The sequence below is a fragment of the Thiobacillus sp. genome, from assembly GCA_024235835.1.
In the GTDB taxonomy this organism is placed as follows: Bacteria; Pseudomonadota; Gammaproteobacteria; order Burkholderiales; family Thiobacillaceae; genus PFJX01.
On sequence record JACKLQ010000003.1, the window covers coordinates 134,439 to 150,487 of the forward strand.

Below are 16,049 nucleotides of genomic sequence, written 5' to 3' on the forward strand. Positions count from 1 at the left end.
TCCCCGGTCGAATTCACGGGTTTCAGGAAAAGCCTCCTGCCCTTGTCCACCCACCTCTCCCAGCACATCAGGCATAGAGGGGGAATTCGTTGCTGTCTCGGGTCAGCAACTGCATGAGTTTGGGGTGGATGAATAGCTTTTCCTTGCCTACCTTGATTTCCCTGAGCACGCCCAGGCCGACCAGATGCTTCAGGTAGCGGGAGGCGGCCTGGCGCTGGGCGATGTCCTTTTCCACCAGGTTGGCGATGCGGCAATAGGGCTGCTCGAAGATGACATCCACCAGTTCACGGCTGCAGATCTTGCTGGCGCGTTCCCGGACGAAGGTCGTGGTGTGATCCGCCAGCGCGCGGAGGGCGGCGATCTTGGCGGTGGTCCAGCGGGGAGGCTCCTCCACCGCTTCCAGCATGTAGAGCAGCCAGGGCTCCCAGCCCTCTTCACGGGTCACGCCCAGCAGCAGTCGATAGTAGTCGGGCTTGTGGGCGATGAGGTGGCGGCTCAGGTACAGAATGGGCAGGGTAAGCAGGTCTTCCTGGATCAGATAAAGGATATTGATGACCCGGCCGGTGCGGCCGTTGCCGTCGGTGAAAGGGTGAATGGCTTCGAACTGGTAATGGCAAACGGCCATGCGAACCAAGGGATCGATATCGGTCGCCTTGTGCAGGAAGCCTTGCCAGTTGGCGAGCAGGTCGCGCAACCGTCATTCGCCTTACGGCGGGGTATAGATGATTTCACCGGTGCGGTCGTTGGCCAGTTGCGTACCTGGCGTGCGGCGGATATCCATCTCCACGCCCTTGATGGTCCGGCAGATTTCCACGGCCGTGGCCGTGCACAGCGGGCGTTCGGCCAGGTGCGGATAGCCCCGGTGCAAGGCGGAGCGGTAACGCAGTACCTCCTTGGTAGCGGCATCGGCCTGGCCATCGCCATGGGCATGCTGGAACAGTTTGTCCGTGGTGGTGACAATGTTCTCGATCTCGGAACTGTCCTTGGCTTCCAGAAGGGGGATGAGGTTGATCAGTACCGCCTGGTTGGGGATCAGCTCCGCCGCCTGTTTGAGCTCCGCCAAGGGGGCGCGCGCCGTGATGCAGCGCTTCAACACCGTCTTGGTTTCCAGCTCCCGAGCCGGCGGCAAAGCCGGCAGATCGTTATTGGGTTTTTCGGCATGCCAGGGCCTATCGGCTGCGGTCATGATGACGAATTTCGCTTTTGTCGACAGGTAAGACGCTTATGTCGCCGGCAACGACAGCTCAACGGAACACGTCGATATATTTTGATCTCTGCGACACGTTTTGAACTTGTATCGCCCACGGCAACATGACAGATGAAAACGCTGAAACTTCCTGACATGTGGAGAGGCCAGCCAGCACCTTACTTTGCTACCCGCCCATCCTTCCCGGCACAGTAAAATGCCTCTCCCCACGCCAGACACTGCACTGTGACCGCCGATCTCGCCCAGCACACCCCCATGATGCAGCAATACCTGCGCATCAAGGCCGATCACCCGGACATGCTGGTGTTCTACCGCATGGGGGATTTCTACGAGCTGTTCCACGATGACGCGGAGAAGGCGGCCCGGTTGCTGGACATCACCCTCACCACCCGGGGGGCGTCGGCGGGGCAGCCCATCCGCATGGCCGGGGTGCCGTTCCACGCGGCGGAGCAATACCTGGCCCGTCTGGCCCGGCTGGGGGAGTCCGTGGCCATCTGCGAGCAGATCGGCGACCCGAAGACCAGCAAGGGGCCGGTGGAGCGGCAGGTGGTGCGCATCGTCACCCCGGGCACGGTAACCGACGAGGCCCTGCTGGAGGACAAGACCGATCCCCTCATGCTGGCCATCGCCCCCGGGCGGTTGGAGGGCAAGGCCATCCTGGGCCTGGCCTGGCTGACCCTGACCAGCGGCCGTTTCGCCGCCAAGACCGTGGCCCCGGACCGCCTGGGGGCCGAACTGGTGCGTCTGAACCCCAGCGAGATTCTCTTGCCGGAGGGGTTTGCCGACCTCGCCCTGGACGCCCTGAAAGCCGCCCTCACCCGCCGGGCGGACTGGCAGTTCGACGGAGAGCGGGGCCACCGCCTGCTGTGCGAGCACTTCGGCACGGCGGACCTGACCGCCTTCGGCCTGGAGGACTCCCCCCTGCTCCAGGCCGCCGCCGGGCTGCTGCTGGACTACGCCCGTCACACCCAGCGCACCGCCCTACCCCATGTGACCGGCTGCCAGGTGGAACAGGACAGCGAATACGTGCTGCTGGACGCCGCCGCCCGCCGCACCCTGGAAATCTCCGAAACCCTGCGGGGGGAAGCGGCCCCCACCCTGTTTTCCGAGCTGGATGCCTGCCGCACCGCCATGGGCAGCCGGCTCTTGCGCCACTGGCTGCATCACCCCCTGCGGGACCGGGCCCGGCTGGCCCGCCGCCAGGGGGTACTGGCGGCCCTCATGGACGCGCCCTCCTGCTGCGACGCCACCCGGGAAGTGCTTAAGGGCACGGCGGACCTGGAACGCATCGCCGCCCGGGTTGCCCTGAAAAGCGCCCGCCCCCGGGATCTGGCAGGCCTGCGGGACGGCCTTGCCCGGCTACCGGCCCTGGCTGCCGCCCTGGCTCCGGCGGGCCCGGCCCTGACCACACTGACGGACCGGTTCGCTTTTCCCGCCCTCCCCCTGGACCACCTCACCCGGGCCCTGAAGCCGGAACCGGGCCTGGTGCTGCGGGAAGGGGGCGTCATCGCCGATGGCTTCGATGCCGAACTGGACCAGTTGCGCCAGCTGCAATCCGGCTGCGGCGAATTCCTCATGCAAATGGAGCAGCGGGAGCGGGAACGCACGGGCATTGCCAACCTGCGGGTGGAATACAACAAGGTATCCGGCTTCTTCATCGAAGTGAGCCGGGCCCAGGCGGACAAGGTGCCGGCGGACTACCACCGGCGCCAGACCCTGAAGAACGTGGAACGCTATCTCACCCCGGAGCTGAAGGCCTTCGAGAACGACTACCTGTCTGCCGCCGAGCGGGCCCTGGCCCGGGAAAAGCTGCTCTATGAAGCCCTGCTGGAAGACCTGGCCGGCCACATGAACGCCTTGCAGCGGGTGGCCCGGGCGGTGGCGGAAGCCGACCTGCTCACCGGCCACGCCCAACTGGCACGGGAACGGCGCCACGTCATCCCGGCCTTCAGCGACACCTGGGGGATCAGTATCCAGCGGGGCCGCCATCCGGTGGTGGAACCCCGGGTGGAAGCCTTCATCCCCAACGACCTGGACCTCAACCCCACCCGCCGCATGCTGCTCATCACCGGCCCCAACATGGGCGGCAAGTCCACCTACATGCGCCAGGTGGCCCACATCGTCCTGCTGGCCTGCTGCGGGTTGTGCGTGCCGGCGGAGTCGGCGGTGATCGGCCCCGTGGACCAGATATTCACCCGGGTGGGCTCCTCCGACGACCTGGCCGGCGGCCGTTCCACCTTCATGGTGGAGATGACCGAGACCGCCGGCATCCTCCACGGCGCCACGGAACACAGCCTCATCCTCATGGACGAGATCGGCCGCGGCACCTCCACCTTCGACGGCATCAGCATCGCCTGGGCCGTGGCCCGCCACATGGCGGAAAAGACCCGGGCCTACACCCTGTTCGCCACCCATTATTTCGAGCTGACCCAGCTCACCCAGGAATTCCGCACCCTGGCCAACGTGCACCTGGACGCGGTGGAAACCCCCTCTGGCCTCACCTTCCTGCACGCGGTGGAGGAAGGCCCTGCCTCCCAGAGCTACGGCCTGCAGGTGGCCAGGCTGGCGGGCGTACCCGGCATCGTCATCACCGCCGCCCGGCGCAAGCTGGTGCTGCTGGAGAACATGCAGGTGAGCCAGGCAGGCCAGGGTGACCTGTTCGCCCCGCTGCCGGCCCCGGTACCCGTGGCCTCGCCCCTGGAGGACAGACTTGCAGGCATCAGCCCGGATGGCCTGTCCCCCCGGGAGGCCCTGGAAATCCTCTATGAACTCAAGGACATGGCTGATTCGTCGTCATGATCCCTGCTGGAACAGATCCAAAATAGAGCATTAGGAGCGAGACATGTCCGACAACGACACCTCAGGCGCCGCCTGCATCCCCCGGCGGCCACCGGATTACAGCCATGTCCAGGTCATCGACCTGCAACCGGACCCCATGCCGGACGATTACCGCGCCGCCATGAAGCTGGCCGCTGAAACCGCCGAGCAAACCATCGGCGAGCACATGCTGATTTCCTGGTACGACCGTGACCGGGACTTCGAATCCCCCCAGCACAGCAGCGAATGCCACCAGGACAGCGCCGTGCCGGGCTACGTGGACTATGGCCTGAACCACGGTGCCCGCCTCAAGGTGGACATCGGCGCAGGGCGCTTCGTGTTCTTCTTCATGCCCCTGGATATGGAGTAAACCCTGGAATGAGCCGAACCACCTACGAGGAACTGGTGTGGCAACTCTCCCGGCTGCCTGGCGGCATGGAGGCAGCGATACCCGATTTCTTCGGCCAATTGCTGGCCAAACCGCCCGAGTCCACAAAGGAAGGCGAAATATGGCACCTGCAGGACGGCGCGATGCTGGAATTGAGGCAAGGTGCTTTCGGCGTGCACTTGCCGGCCGGACACACCGCCATCGCCCCCCTGCCCCAGGCCTTGCTGGACGAGGCTGCCAAGGCCGGCGTATCGCCCCTGCTCCTGGGCCTTCTGGCGCTGGCCACCGGGGACGTGGACGGGGTCCGCCTGTTGAAGCGGCTGCTGCCCAGGGTGGATGGGGCGGCCAAGGATCTGATGCTGATGACGGTGTGCCGCCTGTGCGGCTGAAAGCCACCCGATAAGGGGATGTCTAGCGCCAGGGGAACACGTTGGCACCCGCCTGGATCAGGCTTGCGGACAATACCCGGGCGCCCAGCATGTAGACCCGTCCCACCTGACGGTCATCGCCGGAAGCGGAATACTCGAAGGCGAACTCCCTATAGAACCGGGCGCGCTGGTTCTCGTCGCGACGCAGGCTCATCTTTCGAAGGGAAACCGAGGCGTCCAGAAACTGGACCCCGGCCTGGGCGCAAGCCCTCTGGGCGGCCACCAGGGCCAATTCCCTTTTCTGCAGGCCATCCCACCAGTGCCAGGCCAATATGGCCAGCATGGCGAACAGACCCAGTTCCAGGGTCATGGCTGGGGCGGCAACTCGGAACGGACAGGGGGGCGCAGCAGGGCACACACGGGTTCCTGGCGGCGCCGACCGAACGGAGTGCCGACGGCCTTGGGACCCATGCTTGCCGGGGAACAGGCTGATGCAGCAGCCATCACGGGCGCCTTCGCCATGGGAGGCGGCGCGATCTCGGGCAGGGCGATGGCATTCAGGTCCCGCTTGATGAAGCGTTCGATGCCCGCCAGCAGCTTGTCCTCCTCCGGCGCAACCAGGGACACGGCCAGGCCGGAAGCACCGGCCCGGCCGGTACGGCCGATGCGGTGCACGTAGTCCTCGGGGGAATAGGGCAGCTCGAAATTGAACACGCAGGGCAGCTCGACGATGTCGATGCCCCGGGCGGCGATGTCCGTGGCCACCAGCAGTTGCACCTTGCCCTGCTTGAAGCCGTCCAGGGCCGCCAGGCGCTCCACCTGAGCCTTGTCGCCGTGGATGATGCCGGTGGACACGCCCCGCTTCTGCAGGCGCCGGCCCAGCTTGTCGGCGGCGATCTTGGTGCGGGTGAACACCAGGGCCTGGCTGATCTCCCGGGCCTTCACCACCCGCACCAGGGCCTCCAGCTTGTCGTCCTCCTTCACCTTGTGCACCACCTGCTCCACGGTCTCGGCGGCGGTGTTCTTGCGCGCCACCTCCACCTTGAGGGGGTTCTGCAGGAAGCTTTTGGCCAGGCCCACGATGCTGTCGTCGAAGGTGGCGGAGAAGAGCAGGGTCTGGCGCTGCTTGGGCAGCAGGTCCAGGATGCGCTTCAGGTCCGGCAGGAAGCCCATGTCGAGCATGCGGTCCGCCTCGTCCAGCACCAGGAACTGGACCTGGGAAAGCTGCACCGACTTGCTGCCTGCATGGTCCAGCAGGCGACCGGGGGTGGCCACCAAGACCTCCAGGCCAGCCTTCAGGGCAGCTTCCTGGGGTTTCATGTCCACGCCGCCGAACACCACGGTGCCGCGCAGGGGCAGGTGCTTGCTGTAGGCCACCACGGATTCATGCACCTGGAGGGCCAGTTCCCGGGTGGGGGCCAGCACCAGGGCCCGTACCGGGTGGCGGGCGGGGGAAGCGCTGTTGTTGGCGTGGGGCAGCATCTTCTGCAGCAGGGGCAAGGCGAAAGCGGCAGTCTTGCCGGTGCCCGTCTGGGCTTGAGCCATGAGGTCCCGCCCGGCCACCACCAACGGGATGGCCTGCTTCTGGATGGGCGTGGGAATCTTGTAGCCCATCTCGTCCAGGGCCTTCAGGATGGGAGGGGCCAGACCCAAATCGGCGAAAGTGGTGGCCACTTCCAGGGCTGGTGCGTTGTCCGCGTCTATCTCCATTGCTTGATCCGTCAAATTTCCCGCCAATCTAATCCGTCATCCTGGTCCGCCACGGCGATCCAGTCCGGGGTACATCCCATCACACCGGCCAAGGCGTTGCGCGCCAGGTCGGGACTATTGTTTTCCTGGGACAGGTGGGCTGCAACCACATGCCTCAGTCGCGCGCCCTGGACCTTGCCCAGCAGCGCGGCGGCGGCCTCGTTGTCCAGGTGCCCATAACGCCCCAGGATGCGGCGCTTCAAGCTTGTAGGATAGGACCCTGCCTCCAGCAAGGCCACATCATGGTTGCATTCCAGGGCCAGGGCGTCGCATTGCATCAGCACCGCCTCCATGTGGGGCGTGACATGTCCCGCGTCCGTCAGCAGCCCGAATTTCACAGCTCCGTCCGAAAACAGGAACTGCAGGGGTTCCCTGGCGTCATGGGGGACGGGATAGGGCGTGACCTCCAGGTCCCCCAGGGCAAAGGCCGAATGATCCAGGATGACTTCCACGTTATCCGGACCCTCGCCCATGGCATCCAGCATGACCTGGCTGCCATGGCTGAGCCACACCGGGCATGCCGCCTTGCCGGCCAGCTTGGCGGCACCCCGACCGTGGTCGCTGTGTTCGTGGGTCACCAGGATGGCATCCACCTCCTCCACGCCCACGCCCAGGCGGGCCAGCCGCTTGACCGCCTCCCGGGGTCCGAAGCCGCAGTCCACCATGAGGCGGGTCTGGCCCGCCTGGACCAGCCAGGCATTGCCCTTGCTGCCACTGCCCAGGCAGGCGAACCGCACTATTTCAACTGCTCATAGAGCAGGGTGGCGATGCGGGCGCCAGTTTCGTTCCTGGCCGGCTTGCCGTCATCCATGTACACCTCGGCCTGGGACCGGGCGTCGTCGCCCTTCACCCGAATCTGATAGCGCAGGGCCTGGGCCTTCTTGTCGTCGCTGCTCCAGAAGGCCAGCTTGGAAAGGAAGCCTTTCTCCTTCCTGGTGTTGGCCTCGGGATCGGCGTAGCGCACGTAATACACGCCGGCGGCCCGGTCCCGGTCCTCCACGGTGAAGCCGATGCGGTCGAGGGCCAGGCCTATGCGGCGCCAGGCACGATCGAAGGGCTCGGGCACCGTGATGCCAGGCACCGCATCCCCCCCCTTGACCAGGGAAGACTGGGGCGGCGATCCCTTCTCGGCCAGGAGCGTCTGGGCCCGGGCCTCTTCCACGCCGAAGCGCACCATGAGGCGGCGCAGCATTTCCGCCTCCAACTCCGGGTCTGCCGGGCGGGGCTGCCATACGGTGCGCCCCTGTCCCTGGTCACCGCCGGACTGGGTACCCTCAAATACCTCAATCATGCCCCGGTGGCTGATGTAGATCTCTGTGATGCCCTCTGACGTGGTCTCCAGGCGGGTGCGGAACTTGTCCCGCTCAGCGGTGGAATAGACGGAGTCCATCACCTTGCCCAGCCAGTTGCGGATCGTGTCCTGGGGGATGTTGGCCCGGTTCTCGGCCCAGTCTGTCTCCATGACACCAGCCTCGGGAGACTCCAGGGCAATGATGAAACCCAGTTCCTGCCAGAACTCCTTCACCAATGGCCAGACATCCCTGGCGGGCAGTTGCACCGTCATCCAGCGCTGGCTCCCGGCCCGCTGGATACTGACTTTATCCACCTGGGGCAGCAGGCCCTGGCTGCCCTGCTGGGGCTTGGCGCCCCGTTCCTTGTCGTAGGCCGAGAAGGTGGCGGAGCCCTTGGGATTGATGTCCGGGACGGCGAAGCGGTTGTCGCCGGCGGGCATCACCAGGTCGGGCGGCGCTTCAAGGGGAGGCAGGCTGCCGGCGGACTTGTAATCGATCTTCTTGCCCTCCAATACCGAGCAACCGGCCAGGGACAAGGACAGGACAACCAGCGGGGCAATGGAACGCATGACGGGGAACCTCACGGTGAATCAGTCTCCTAGAGTGAACCGGCTTCCCGGAGCGCGGCGCGCAGGGTGCCGTGATGGGCGGCGGAGAGCGGGACCAGGGGCAGACGGATGCCGCCCTCCATGCGTCCCATCTCGGACAGGGCCCATTTCACGGGAATGGGATTGGCTTCCACGAAGAGCTTCTGGTGCAGGCCCAACAGCCTGAAATTGATCTCCCGCGCGGTGGCCAGGTCGCCGGACAGGGCGGCGGCGCACATCCGGTGCATCAGGGCCGGCGCCACGTTGGCGGTGACGGAGATGACGCCCTTGCCCCCCAGCAGCATGAGCACCATGCCACTGGCGTCGTCACCGCTGTAGACCGCAAAGCTGGCCGGGGCCCGCTTGATCAGGTCCGAGCCCCGCTCGATGTTGCCCGTGGCGTCCTTGATGCCGATGATCCCCGGCACCTGGGCCAGGCGCAGGGCCGTATCGTTGCCGATATCGGCAACGGTGCGCCCCGGCACGTTGTAAAGCATGAGGGGCAGGTCCACAGCTTCGGCGATGGTCTTGAAGTGCTGGTAGAGCCCTTCCTGGGTGGGCTTGTTGTAGTAGGGCGCCACGGACAGTCCCGCCGCCGCACCGGCCTTCCTGGCGCAGCGGGTCAACTCGATGGCCTCGGCGGTGGAATTGGCGCCAGTGCCGGCAATGACGGGGACACGGCCAGCGGCCTGCTCCACCGCGGCGGCGATGAGGCGGCAGTGCTCTTCCATGTCCACTGTGGGGGATTCACCCGTGGTTCCAACGATAACCAGGCCATCGGTCCCCTGCTCCACGTGCCAATCGACGAGGGCCCGGAAGCGGGGCATGTCCAGGCTGCCATCCGGCTGCATGGGGGTTACAAGGGCGACGAGACTGCCAGTAAACATAGAGGACCACGTAATTCGCAAAGTGCTGATTTTAACCGAAAGTCCTTACGAAAACGGGGTACTGTCAGGGCGGGTACCAGATTCAGAGACGCCGGGCACAGATGCGCTGCACGCACCGGCGCTGATCGGGTTCCTCCACGTCCTCGTAGGCCAACACCCGCAGCCGCCCCCTCACCAGTTCCAGAAGCTCTCCCGGCAGGAGCAGATGGGACGGGTTACGGGGCCGTCCATACCTGGCCTGGCCCATGGAAAAGGTCTCATAGAGCAGCACGCCGCCTGGGGTAATGGCTTCCAGCAAGGGCCCGAAGAGGGGACGGTGCAGGTAATTGGTCACCACCACGGCCGCGAAGCACTCTCCCGGCAAGGGCCAGGCGGCGCCCTCCAGGTCGGCCCGTAGCCATGACACGCCCGGCTTGCCCTGGTGGGGCAGGGAAAGGGACAGGTCGATGTCCACGGCGGTCACGGCATGCCCCTGGTCCGCCAGATAGATGGCGTGGCGCCCCGTGCCGCAGGCAAGATCCAGCACGGCGCCACCGGGCTGGATCAGTCCGGCCCAGCGGGCCACCCAGGGGGAGACGTTCAGCATCTCACTGGCCCGCCACTCCACCCATGGCCTTGATGCCCGTGGACAGGGCGCGCCCCCAGAGCTGCTCCAGACTGGCGGGCAGGTAGACCATGGTGAAGTAGAGCACCAGGAAGCCCGCCCCCAGGGTGAGGGGGAAGCCCACGGCGAAGATGTTCAACTGGGGCGCGGCCCGGGTCATCATGCCGATGGTCAGGTTGGTGGCCAGCAGGGCGGCCGTCACCGGCAGGGCGATGTGCAAGCCGGTCATGAACAGGGTGCCGCCCCACTGGGCGATGCCGGCGAAGCCCGCGGCCCCCAGGGATGCGCCGATGGGCACGTCCACGAAGCTTTGGGCCAGGGCGCCGATCACCACGTGATGACCGTTGGAGGCGAACAGCATCAGGGCCGAGGTCAGGACCAGGAACTGGGAGACCACCGGGGTCTGGGCACCGTTGATGGGATCGAACAGGGTGGCGAAGGACAGGCCCATCTGCAGCCCCATGATCTGGCCAGCGAACTCCACCGCCGCGAACACGATGCGCAGGCAGAATCCCAGGGCCGCGCCGATGGCGATCTGCTGCAGGAGCACCAGCAGGCCGTCGCCGGACATGAGGGATATCTGCTGGGCATTGGGCAGAATGGGCGCCACCGCCACCGTCAGCACCAGGGCAGCGGCCAGGCGCGTGCTCATGGGGGCGGCCCGGTTGCCCAACAGGGGGTCGAAGAACAACCAGGCGGCGATGCGCGTGAAGGGAAACAGGAACAGCGCCAGCATCCCATCCAGATCCGCGCTGTTCAGGGTAAACATCAGCCGATCAGGGTGGGTATGCTGCCGATCAGCCGGACCACGTAATCCACCAGCAACTGCAAGGTCCAGGGGCCGATCAGCACCAGCACCACGAACATCACCACCAGCTTGGGGATGAAGGTCAGGGTCATTTCGTTGATCTGGGTGGCGGCCTGGAACACCGAGACCAGCAAGCCCATGAGGAGGGAGGCCAGCAGCAGGGGGCCGGCGGCAATCATGGCCAGTTCCAGGGCCTGGCGGACGATGGCGACGACGGTATCGGGCGTCATGCCTGGAAGGTCGCCACCAGGGAGGCGATGAGGAGGTTCCAGCCGTCCGCCAGCACGAACAGCATGATCTTGAAGGGCAGGGACACCAGCACGGGCGAGAGCATCATCATGCCCATGGACATGAGCACGCTGGCCACCACCATGTCGATGATGAGGAAGGGGATGAAGACGATGAAGCCGATGGTGAAGGCCGTCTTGATCTCGCTGATGACGTAGGCGGGCACCAGCACCTTCAGGGGTGTCTCTTCCGGGCTGTTCAGGGCGGGGATCTTGGCCAGGCGCACGAACAGGGCCAGGTCCTCCTGGCGGGTCTGCTTGAGCATGAAGTCCTTGAAAGGCTGGGCGCCCCGGTCCGCGGCCTCCACCAGGCTGATCTGATTGTCGGCATAGGGCCGCCAGGCGGTTTCGTAGACCTTGTCGAACACCGGGGCCATGATGAAGAAGGTGAGAAAAAGTGACAGGCCGACGATGACCTGGTTGGGAGGGGCAGTCATGGTGCCCATGGCCTGGCGCAGCAGGGAAAGCACGATGACGATGCGGGTGAAGGCGGTCATCATCAGCAGTGCCGCCGGCAGGAACGTCAGGGACGTCAGCAGCAGCAGGGCTTCCAGGCTGAAGGTGTAGTTGGTGGTGCCGCCCGGTCCGGGACTGCTGGAGAAGGCGGGTATGCCAGGGGCGGCCCAGGCAAGGGCTGGCAGGGCCATGCCCATCAACAGCGACAGCCAGCGCAACTTAGCCATGCTCAGCCCGGCCGTCGGGGCAGGAAGTCTTTGAGCTTGTCGGCGAATCCCTGCACACCCCCCGTCAGGTCGCCGGAGGCGGGGGGAACGTAGCCGGCAGGGCGGGGCATGTCGTGCAAACGGGTCACCTGGCCTCCGCCCACGCCCAGCAGCAGCCAGGTGTCTCCCACCTCCACCACCACCAGGCGTTCCCGGGGGCCCAGCATCACGCCCCCCACCACCTTGACCACCCCCTGGGCACCCGTCTGGCCGGGGGAGAAGCGGCGCAGGAACCAGAAGAACCCCACCAGGGTCGCCAGCACGATGGCCAGGCCCAGCAACCCCTGGAACAGGGCACCGAAGGTCGAGGTGGCAGCCACCGCCGGCAGTTCACCGGCAGCGTGGGCAACATGGCTGGCGCAGGCCAGCGCCGCGCAAAGGGCGGCGGCGGCACGGTAAAAGAAGGTCATTTGTTGATGCGGCGGAGTCGTTCGGCGGGGCTGATGATATCCGTTAACCGGATGCCGAATTTGTCGTTTACCACCACCACCTCACCCTGGGCGATCAGGCAGCCATTCACCAGCACGTCCATGGGTTCGCCCGCCAGACCGTCCAGCTCCACCACGGAGCCCTGGGCCAGTTGCAGCAGGTTGCGGATGGCGATCTTGGTGCGTCCCAGTTCCACCGTGAGCTGCACCGGAATATCCAGGATCAGGTCCAGGTTGTTGGCGGCGGGGGGAACGTTGTCGGAGGTGAGGTTCTGGAATATCTGGGCCTGCTGGGGGGCGGGCGAGGCCGCCTGGGCGTCATGAGACTCCTGCTCCGCCAAGGCGGCGGCCCAGTCATCAGCGCCGCCATCGGCGGACTGTTCGCTTGTTTCCTGTTCGGCCAGAGCGGCCGCCCAGTCGTCAGCGGAGACGTCGTCCTGTTTCTGCGCTTCCTCGCTCATACCTTGCTCCCGGCGCAGGCGATCCGGTCATCCCCCTCCAGCACCTTGGAGACCTTCAGGGCCAATTGACCATTCTTCTGCCCGTAATGGCAACGGAACAACGGGATGCCATCCACCTGGGCCACCACCGCCTCCGGCACATCCAGGGAAATCACGTCCCCCAGTTTGAGATCCATGATCTGGCGCAGGCTGACGGCGGTGTATCCCAGGTTTGCCACCAACTCCACTTCCGCGTCCTGGACCTGGAGCGTCATCTGGTGCACCCAGCGCTCGTCCGCCTCGGCCCTGTCCGCCTGCATGGTACTGGTCATCTGGTCCCGTATGGGTTCAATCATACTGTAGGGCATGCAGACGTGGAAATCGCCGCCGCCAGAGCCCAGCTCGATATTGAAGGTGGTGACCACCACCACTTCCGTGGGCGTGGCGATGTTGGCGAACTGGGTGTTCATCTCCGAACGCACGTATTCGAACTTCACCGGATAGATACTGGCCCAGGCCTTCTCCATTTCCTCGAAAACCACTTCCAGCAGTTTCTTGATGATGCGCTGCTCCGTGGCCGTGAAGTCTCGCCCTTCCACGCGCATGTGGTAACGGCCGTCACCGCCAAACAGGTTGTCCACCACCAGGAAGACGAAATTGGGGTCCATCACGAACAAGGCCGTGCCCCGCAGGGGCTGCACATGGACCATGTTGAGGTTCGTGGGGACGATGAGGTTGCGCACGAACTCGCTGTACTTGATGACCGTCACCGGTCCCACCGAGATTTCCGCCGTGCGCCGGATCAGGTTGAAAAGGCCGAGGCGGAAATTTCTGGCAAAACGCTCGTTGATGATCTCCAGCGTGGGCATGCGCCCCCGCACGATGCGTTCCTGCCTGCCGATATCGTAGGCACGAACCCCCGCTCCTCCCGCATCGGACTCGGCTTCCTCCGTCTCGCCGGTCACGCCCCTCAGGAGGGCATCAACTTCTTCTTGGGAGAGGATATCGTCCGCCACATGCCTCCAGCCCGTTCGGGCTTACTGGATGATCAAAGCCCCAAACAACACCTTCTTCACTCCCTGGGATTCCTTCTTGATACCCAGGAGATGATTCATTTGCTGTTGAATCTCGGCTGCCAGCTTGTCCTTGCCATCAGGCTGATTCAACTCTTCCGCGGTCTTGCTGGACAACAGGCGGATCATGGCATCCCGCACCTCGGGCATGCGCGCCTTGATTTTTTCCTGAACCTTGGCATCGGCCACCATCAACTGTATTTCAGTTTGCAGGTAGCTTTCCTGGTCAGCCAGGTTGACGGTGAACTGCTCCAGCTTTTCATAGACGGGGGGATGCTCGTCTTCATGGGCCTCTTCCTCGCCACCCTCTTCTTCCCCATGGGCGCCGGCCTGCTTGGACTTGTCCGGGGCGGTCATCAACAACCACGCGGCAATGCCACCACCCGCCAAAACGATGACGCCCACCACAATCAGGATGATGAGCAGCAGCTTGCCTTTCTTTTTTTGGGGCGCTTCGCCTTCCGCCGGGGTCTCTTCCTTGGCCATCTATCTCTCTGCGAAATACGTTTGTGCGGAAAATATCACACAAAAACAGGATGTTTCAGAAAACAGCTTAAGTTTTTTATTACGACATCAGAGGGCATTAAGCAAGTATTCACCCCCCATGCGGCAGCGAATACCCTGACATGCACATGGGAAAACGGGCAGATCGTCAGATATAAAGGTCCACCATGCCCAGGCCCATGCGGTTGACAGGAACGCCCTGGATGTTCCCTCCAGCAACCTGAAGCCCATCCTCCAACGTCTGGCCCGAATCCCGACGATCGCCACCCTGGGCCAGGGACTCCTGGCGGTGGAAGGACTCATCTCGTACCTGGGCCTGGCCCAGGGTCACACCCGCCTCCGCCAGCAGCTCGCGCAACTTGGGCAGGGCGGCTTCGATGGCGTCCCGCACCTGGGGATGGGGCGAGAAGAACTGGGCACCCGCCTCGCCCCCGGACAAAGTCAGCTTCACCTCCAGAGGGCCCAGGTGAGGTGGGTTCAGGGCAATATCCGCGACCTGGCCCTGGCGGGATGACAGCCAGACGATGCGTTCCCCCAGTTCCTGGCTGAACATGGGGCTGCGCAAAGGCGCTTCGATGGCCATGTTCACGGGAACACTCGCACCGGCACGGCCGAGGGGTTCGCCGAGGACGCCCATGCCGTGGGCCATCCCTGCAGCGCCCTGGGCCGGGCTTACCGATGTGCCCAGCAAGGTGTCCGGTGTCAAGGCCTGGGCCTGGCTCGCAAGACCCTGGGTCACCGTCAATGGCTGGTAAGGGCCGGTTACCTGGGCCAGGTCGGCCCGCTTTGCCCCGACCTCCACGCTTACCTCTCCACGCCCACGGTCTTGTGGCAACAATTGCCCCGAGGCGGCGGTTTTTGCCGCATTTTTCCTGGCACCTGACGTTGTAGTGGTGGCTACATCGGCAGGAGAAAGCCTGTCGGACAACGCCTGCTTGCCTGTCATGTCTCCCGCCAAGGCCAATCCCGGCTCCGTGCCGGCGCCGGGAACTGGGCGACCGCCCGCCGCCGGGTTGCCCGGGGACATCAGCTGCAAGCCCATGGCCACAAGGACAGCCCCATCCACGGATGGCTGCTGGGCCTGCAACAAAGCAATTTCAAGAGGCTTCAAAGGCAGGCTTGTGCCCGCTTCCGCCATGGCACCCACGTCCCCCGCCCCGGATGACACGGCTGCAGGGAGTTCGTCTCCGGCCTGTCCCTGGATGCCTTGCATACGCTCGACAAGCACCGCCATGAACAGGTCCTCGCTGCCCGCCTTGGAATGGACCTTCCTGCCGTCGCCGGAGCCTCCCTCAAGAGCCAGCATGGCCTGGGATTCCCCCTTGCCACCCACGCCGATCAGAACAGCCAGCATGTCGCTCATTCGTTGTCCCTCTATAGTGTTGGCAACGATAAGCAAACTACATGCCCATAAAATCAGGTCAGGTTTCGGCCTCCCAGGGGGTGGTACTTGTGGGCGGCCGCCTCATCGGTGGCGCGCTGATCCCGCTTCTCTTCCTGGCGCCTGGCTTCCTGGTGATGGCGCTGGGCCAGGACCTCGTAAGCCTTGACCTGGCGGCGCTGTTCCAGCCACTTTTCATGGGCCGCGGCCCAGTTCGCCCGGGCCTTGTCCACCTCGCCCTCCTGATGGGAGATGGCCTGGTCCACCTTCAGCAGAAAGGCGTAGTACTCCCTCAGCCGGTGAATCTCGAGCCCCTGCTGGCCAGCCCCCGTCATGCGTTGCTGGTACTCCTGCTTGTACCCCTGGATTTCTTCCAGGCGCTGGCGTGCCGCCTCTTCCTTGCGCCCCAGCATGCGCAACAACCGCTCTGCCGCCTCCATCCGGTGGATGGAATGCTCCAGCAGTATCTGCAGGGAAAAGGCGCGGGCCATGCCGGAATGACCGGAA

The 16,049-nt window shown here is 64.8% G+C and carries 18 protein-coding genes and 1 pseudogene; 3 read left to right on the top strand and 16 right to left on the bottom strand.

All coding sequences use genetic code 11. The annotated features are described in order from the left end of the window. Nucleotides 1–67: 67 nt before the first annotated feature. Nucleotides 68–1,186 (bottom strand): annotated as a pseudogene (locus tag H6935_14610) (Fic family protein). A gap of 276 nt (nt 1,187–1,462) precedes the next feature. On the opposite strand from H6935_14610, the gene mutS reads away from it, so the two are divergent. From mutS to H6935_14625, 3 genes are read left to right on the top strand one after another with little or no spacing between them, the layout of a single operon-like run. Further along, nucleotides 1,463–4,006, top strand: a complete 2,544-nt coding sequence (gene mutS, locus H6935_14615; protein MCP5279567.1) for a DNA mismatch repair protein MutS — start codon at nt 1,463–1,465, stop codon at nt 4,004–4,006. A gap of 43 nt (nt 4,007–4,049) precedes the next feature. After that, nucleotides 4,050–4,394 carry an AF1514 family protein gene (locus tag H6935_14620; protein MCP5279568.1) on the top strand — a complete coding sequence of 115 codons (345 nt, stop codon included), beginning with the start codon at nt 4,050–4,052 and terminating at the stop codon, nt 4,392–4,394. An 8-nt stretch (nt 4,395–4,402) separates the two neighbouring features. Continuing rightward, entirely contained in the window at nt 4,403–4,801 is a 399-nt protein-coding gene (locus tag H6935_14625) for a hypothetical protein (GenBank protein ID MCP5279569.1), read from the top strand. Nucleotides 4,802–4,823: 22 nt separating this feature from the next. On the opposite strand, the gene H6935_14630 is transcribed toward H6935_14625, so the two are convergent. From H6935_14630 to fliJ, 15 genes are all read right to left on the bottom strand, one after another. Next, nucleotides 4,824–5,150 carry a DUF3301 domain-containing protein gene (locus H6935_14630; protein ID MCP5279570.1) on the bottom strand — a complete coding sequence of 109 codons (327 nt, stop codon included), beginning with the start codon at nt 5,148–5,150 and terminating at the stop codon, nt 4,824–4,826. Further along, nucleotides 5,147–6,490 (bottom strand): DEAD/DEAH box helicase, encoded by a 1,344-nt coding sequence (locus H6935_14635; GenBank protein MCP5279571.1) that lies wholly within the window; start codon nt 6,488–6,490, stop codon nt 5,147–5,149. The genes H6935_14630 and H6935_14635 overlap by 4 nt, the downstream gene beginning before the upstream one ends. 11 nt (nt 6,491–6,501) lie before the next feature. Next, a complete protein-coding gene (locus tag H6935_14640; GenBank protein ID MCP5279572.1) occupies nt 6,502–7,266 on the bottom strand; it encodes an MBL fold metallo-hydrolase in 765 nt (254 codons plus the stop codon). Further along, nucleotides 7,266–8,390, bottom strand: coding sequence for an outer membrane protein assembly factor BamC (gene bamC / locus H6935_14645; GenBank protein MCP5279573.1), 1,125 nt, complete (start codon nt 8,388–8,390; stop codon nt 7,266–7,268). The genes H6935_14640 and bamC overlap by 1 nt, the downstream gene beginning before the upstream one ends. Nucleotides 8,391–8,419: 29 nt before the next feature. After that, complete coding sequence (locus H6935_14650) at nt 8,420–9,295, bottom strand: 4-hydroxy-tetrahydrodipicolinate synthase (GenBank protein ID MCP5279574.1); 876 nt, start codon at nt 9,293–9,295, stop codon at nt 8,420–8,422. Nucleotides 9,296–9,377: 82 nt separating this feature from the next. After that, on the bottom strand, nt 9,378–9,881 hold the full coding sequence (locus H6935_14655) for a class I SAM-dependent methyltransferase (GenBank protein MCP5279575.1): 504 nt from the start codon (nt 9,879–9,881) through the stop codon (nt 9,378–9,380). Between the two features lies 1 nt (nt 9,882). Beyond that, nucleotides 9,883–10,668, bottom strand: a complete 786-nt coding sequence (gene fliR, locus H6935_14660; GenBank protein ID MCP5279576.1) for a flagellar biosynthetic protein FliR — start codon at nt 10,666–10,668, stop codon at nt 9,883–9,885. Beyond that, nucleotides 10,668–10,937, bottom strand: a complete 270-nt coding sequence (gene fliQ, locus H6935_14665; GenBank protein ID MCP5279577.1) for a flagellar biosynthesis protein FliQ — start codon at nt 10,935–10,937, stop codon at nt 10,668–10,670. Before fliQ ends, fliR begins: the two co-directional genes overlap by 1 nt. Next, nucleotides 10,934–11,677: a flagellar type III secretion system pore protein FliP gene (gene fliP / locus H6935_14670; protein ID MCP5279578.1), complete on the bottom strand. Its 744-nt coding sequence runs from the start codon at nt 11,675–11,677 to the stop codon at nt 10,934–10,936. Before fliP ends, fliQ begins: the two co-directional genes overlap by 4 nt. 2 nt (nt 11,678–11,679) lie before the next feature. Continuing rightward, a complete protein-coding gene (gene fliO / locus H6935_14675; GenBank protein MCP5279579.1) occupies nt 11,680–12,126 on the bottom strand; it encodes a flagellar biosynthetic protein FliO in 447 nt (148 codons plus the stop codon). Further along, entirely contained in the window at nt 12,123–12,605 is a 483-nt protein-coding gene (fliN, locus tag H6935_14680; GenBank protein ID MCP5279580.1) for a flagellar motor switch protein FliN, read from the bottom strand. The genes fliO and fliN overlap by 4 nt, the downstream gene beginning before the upstream one ends. Then, nucleotides 12,602–13,600, bottom strand: coding sequence for a flagellar motor switch protein FliM (gene fliM, locus H6935_14685; protein MCP5279581.1), 999 nt, complete (start codon nt 13,598–13,600; stop codon nt 12,602–12,604). The genes fliN and fliM overlap by 4 nt, the downstream gene beginning before the upstream one ends. Nucleotides 13,601–13,621: 21 nt before the next feature. Next, entirely contained in the window at nt 13,622–14,143 is a 522-nt protein-coding gene (locus H6935_14690) for a flagellar basal body-associated FliL family protein (GenBank protein ID MCP5279582.1), read from the bottom strand. Between the two features lie 166 nt (nt 14,144–14,309). Further along, complete coding sequence (locus H6935_14695; GenBank protein MCP5279583.1) at nt 14,310–15,524, bottom strand: flagellar hook-length control protein FliK; 1,215 nt, start codon at nt 15,522–15,524, stop codon at nt 14,310–14,312. Nucleotides 15,525–15,577: 53 nt separating this feature from the next. Beyond that, entirely contained in the window at nt 15,578–16,033 is a 456-nt protein-coding gene (gene fliJ, locus H6935_14700; protein ID MCP5279584.1) for a flagellar export protein FliJ, read from the bottom strand. Between the last annotated feature and the right edge of the window lie 16 nt (nt 16,034–16,049).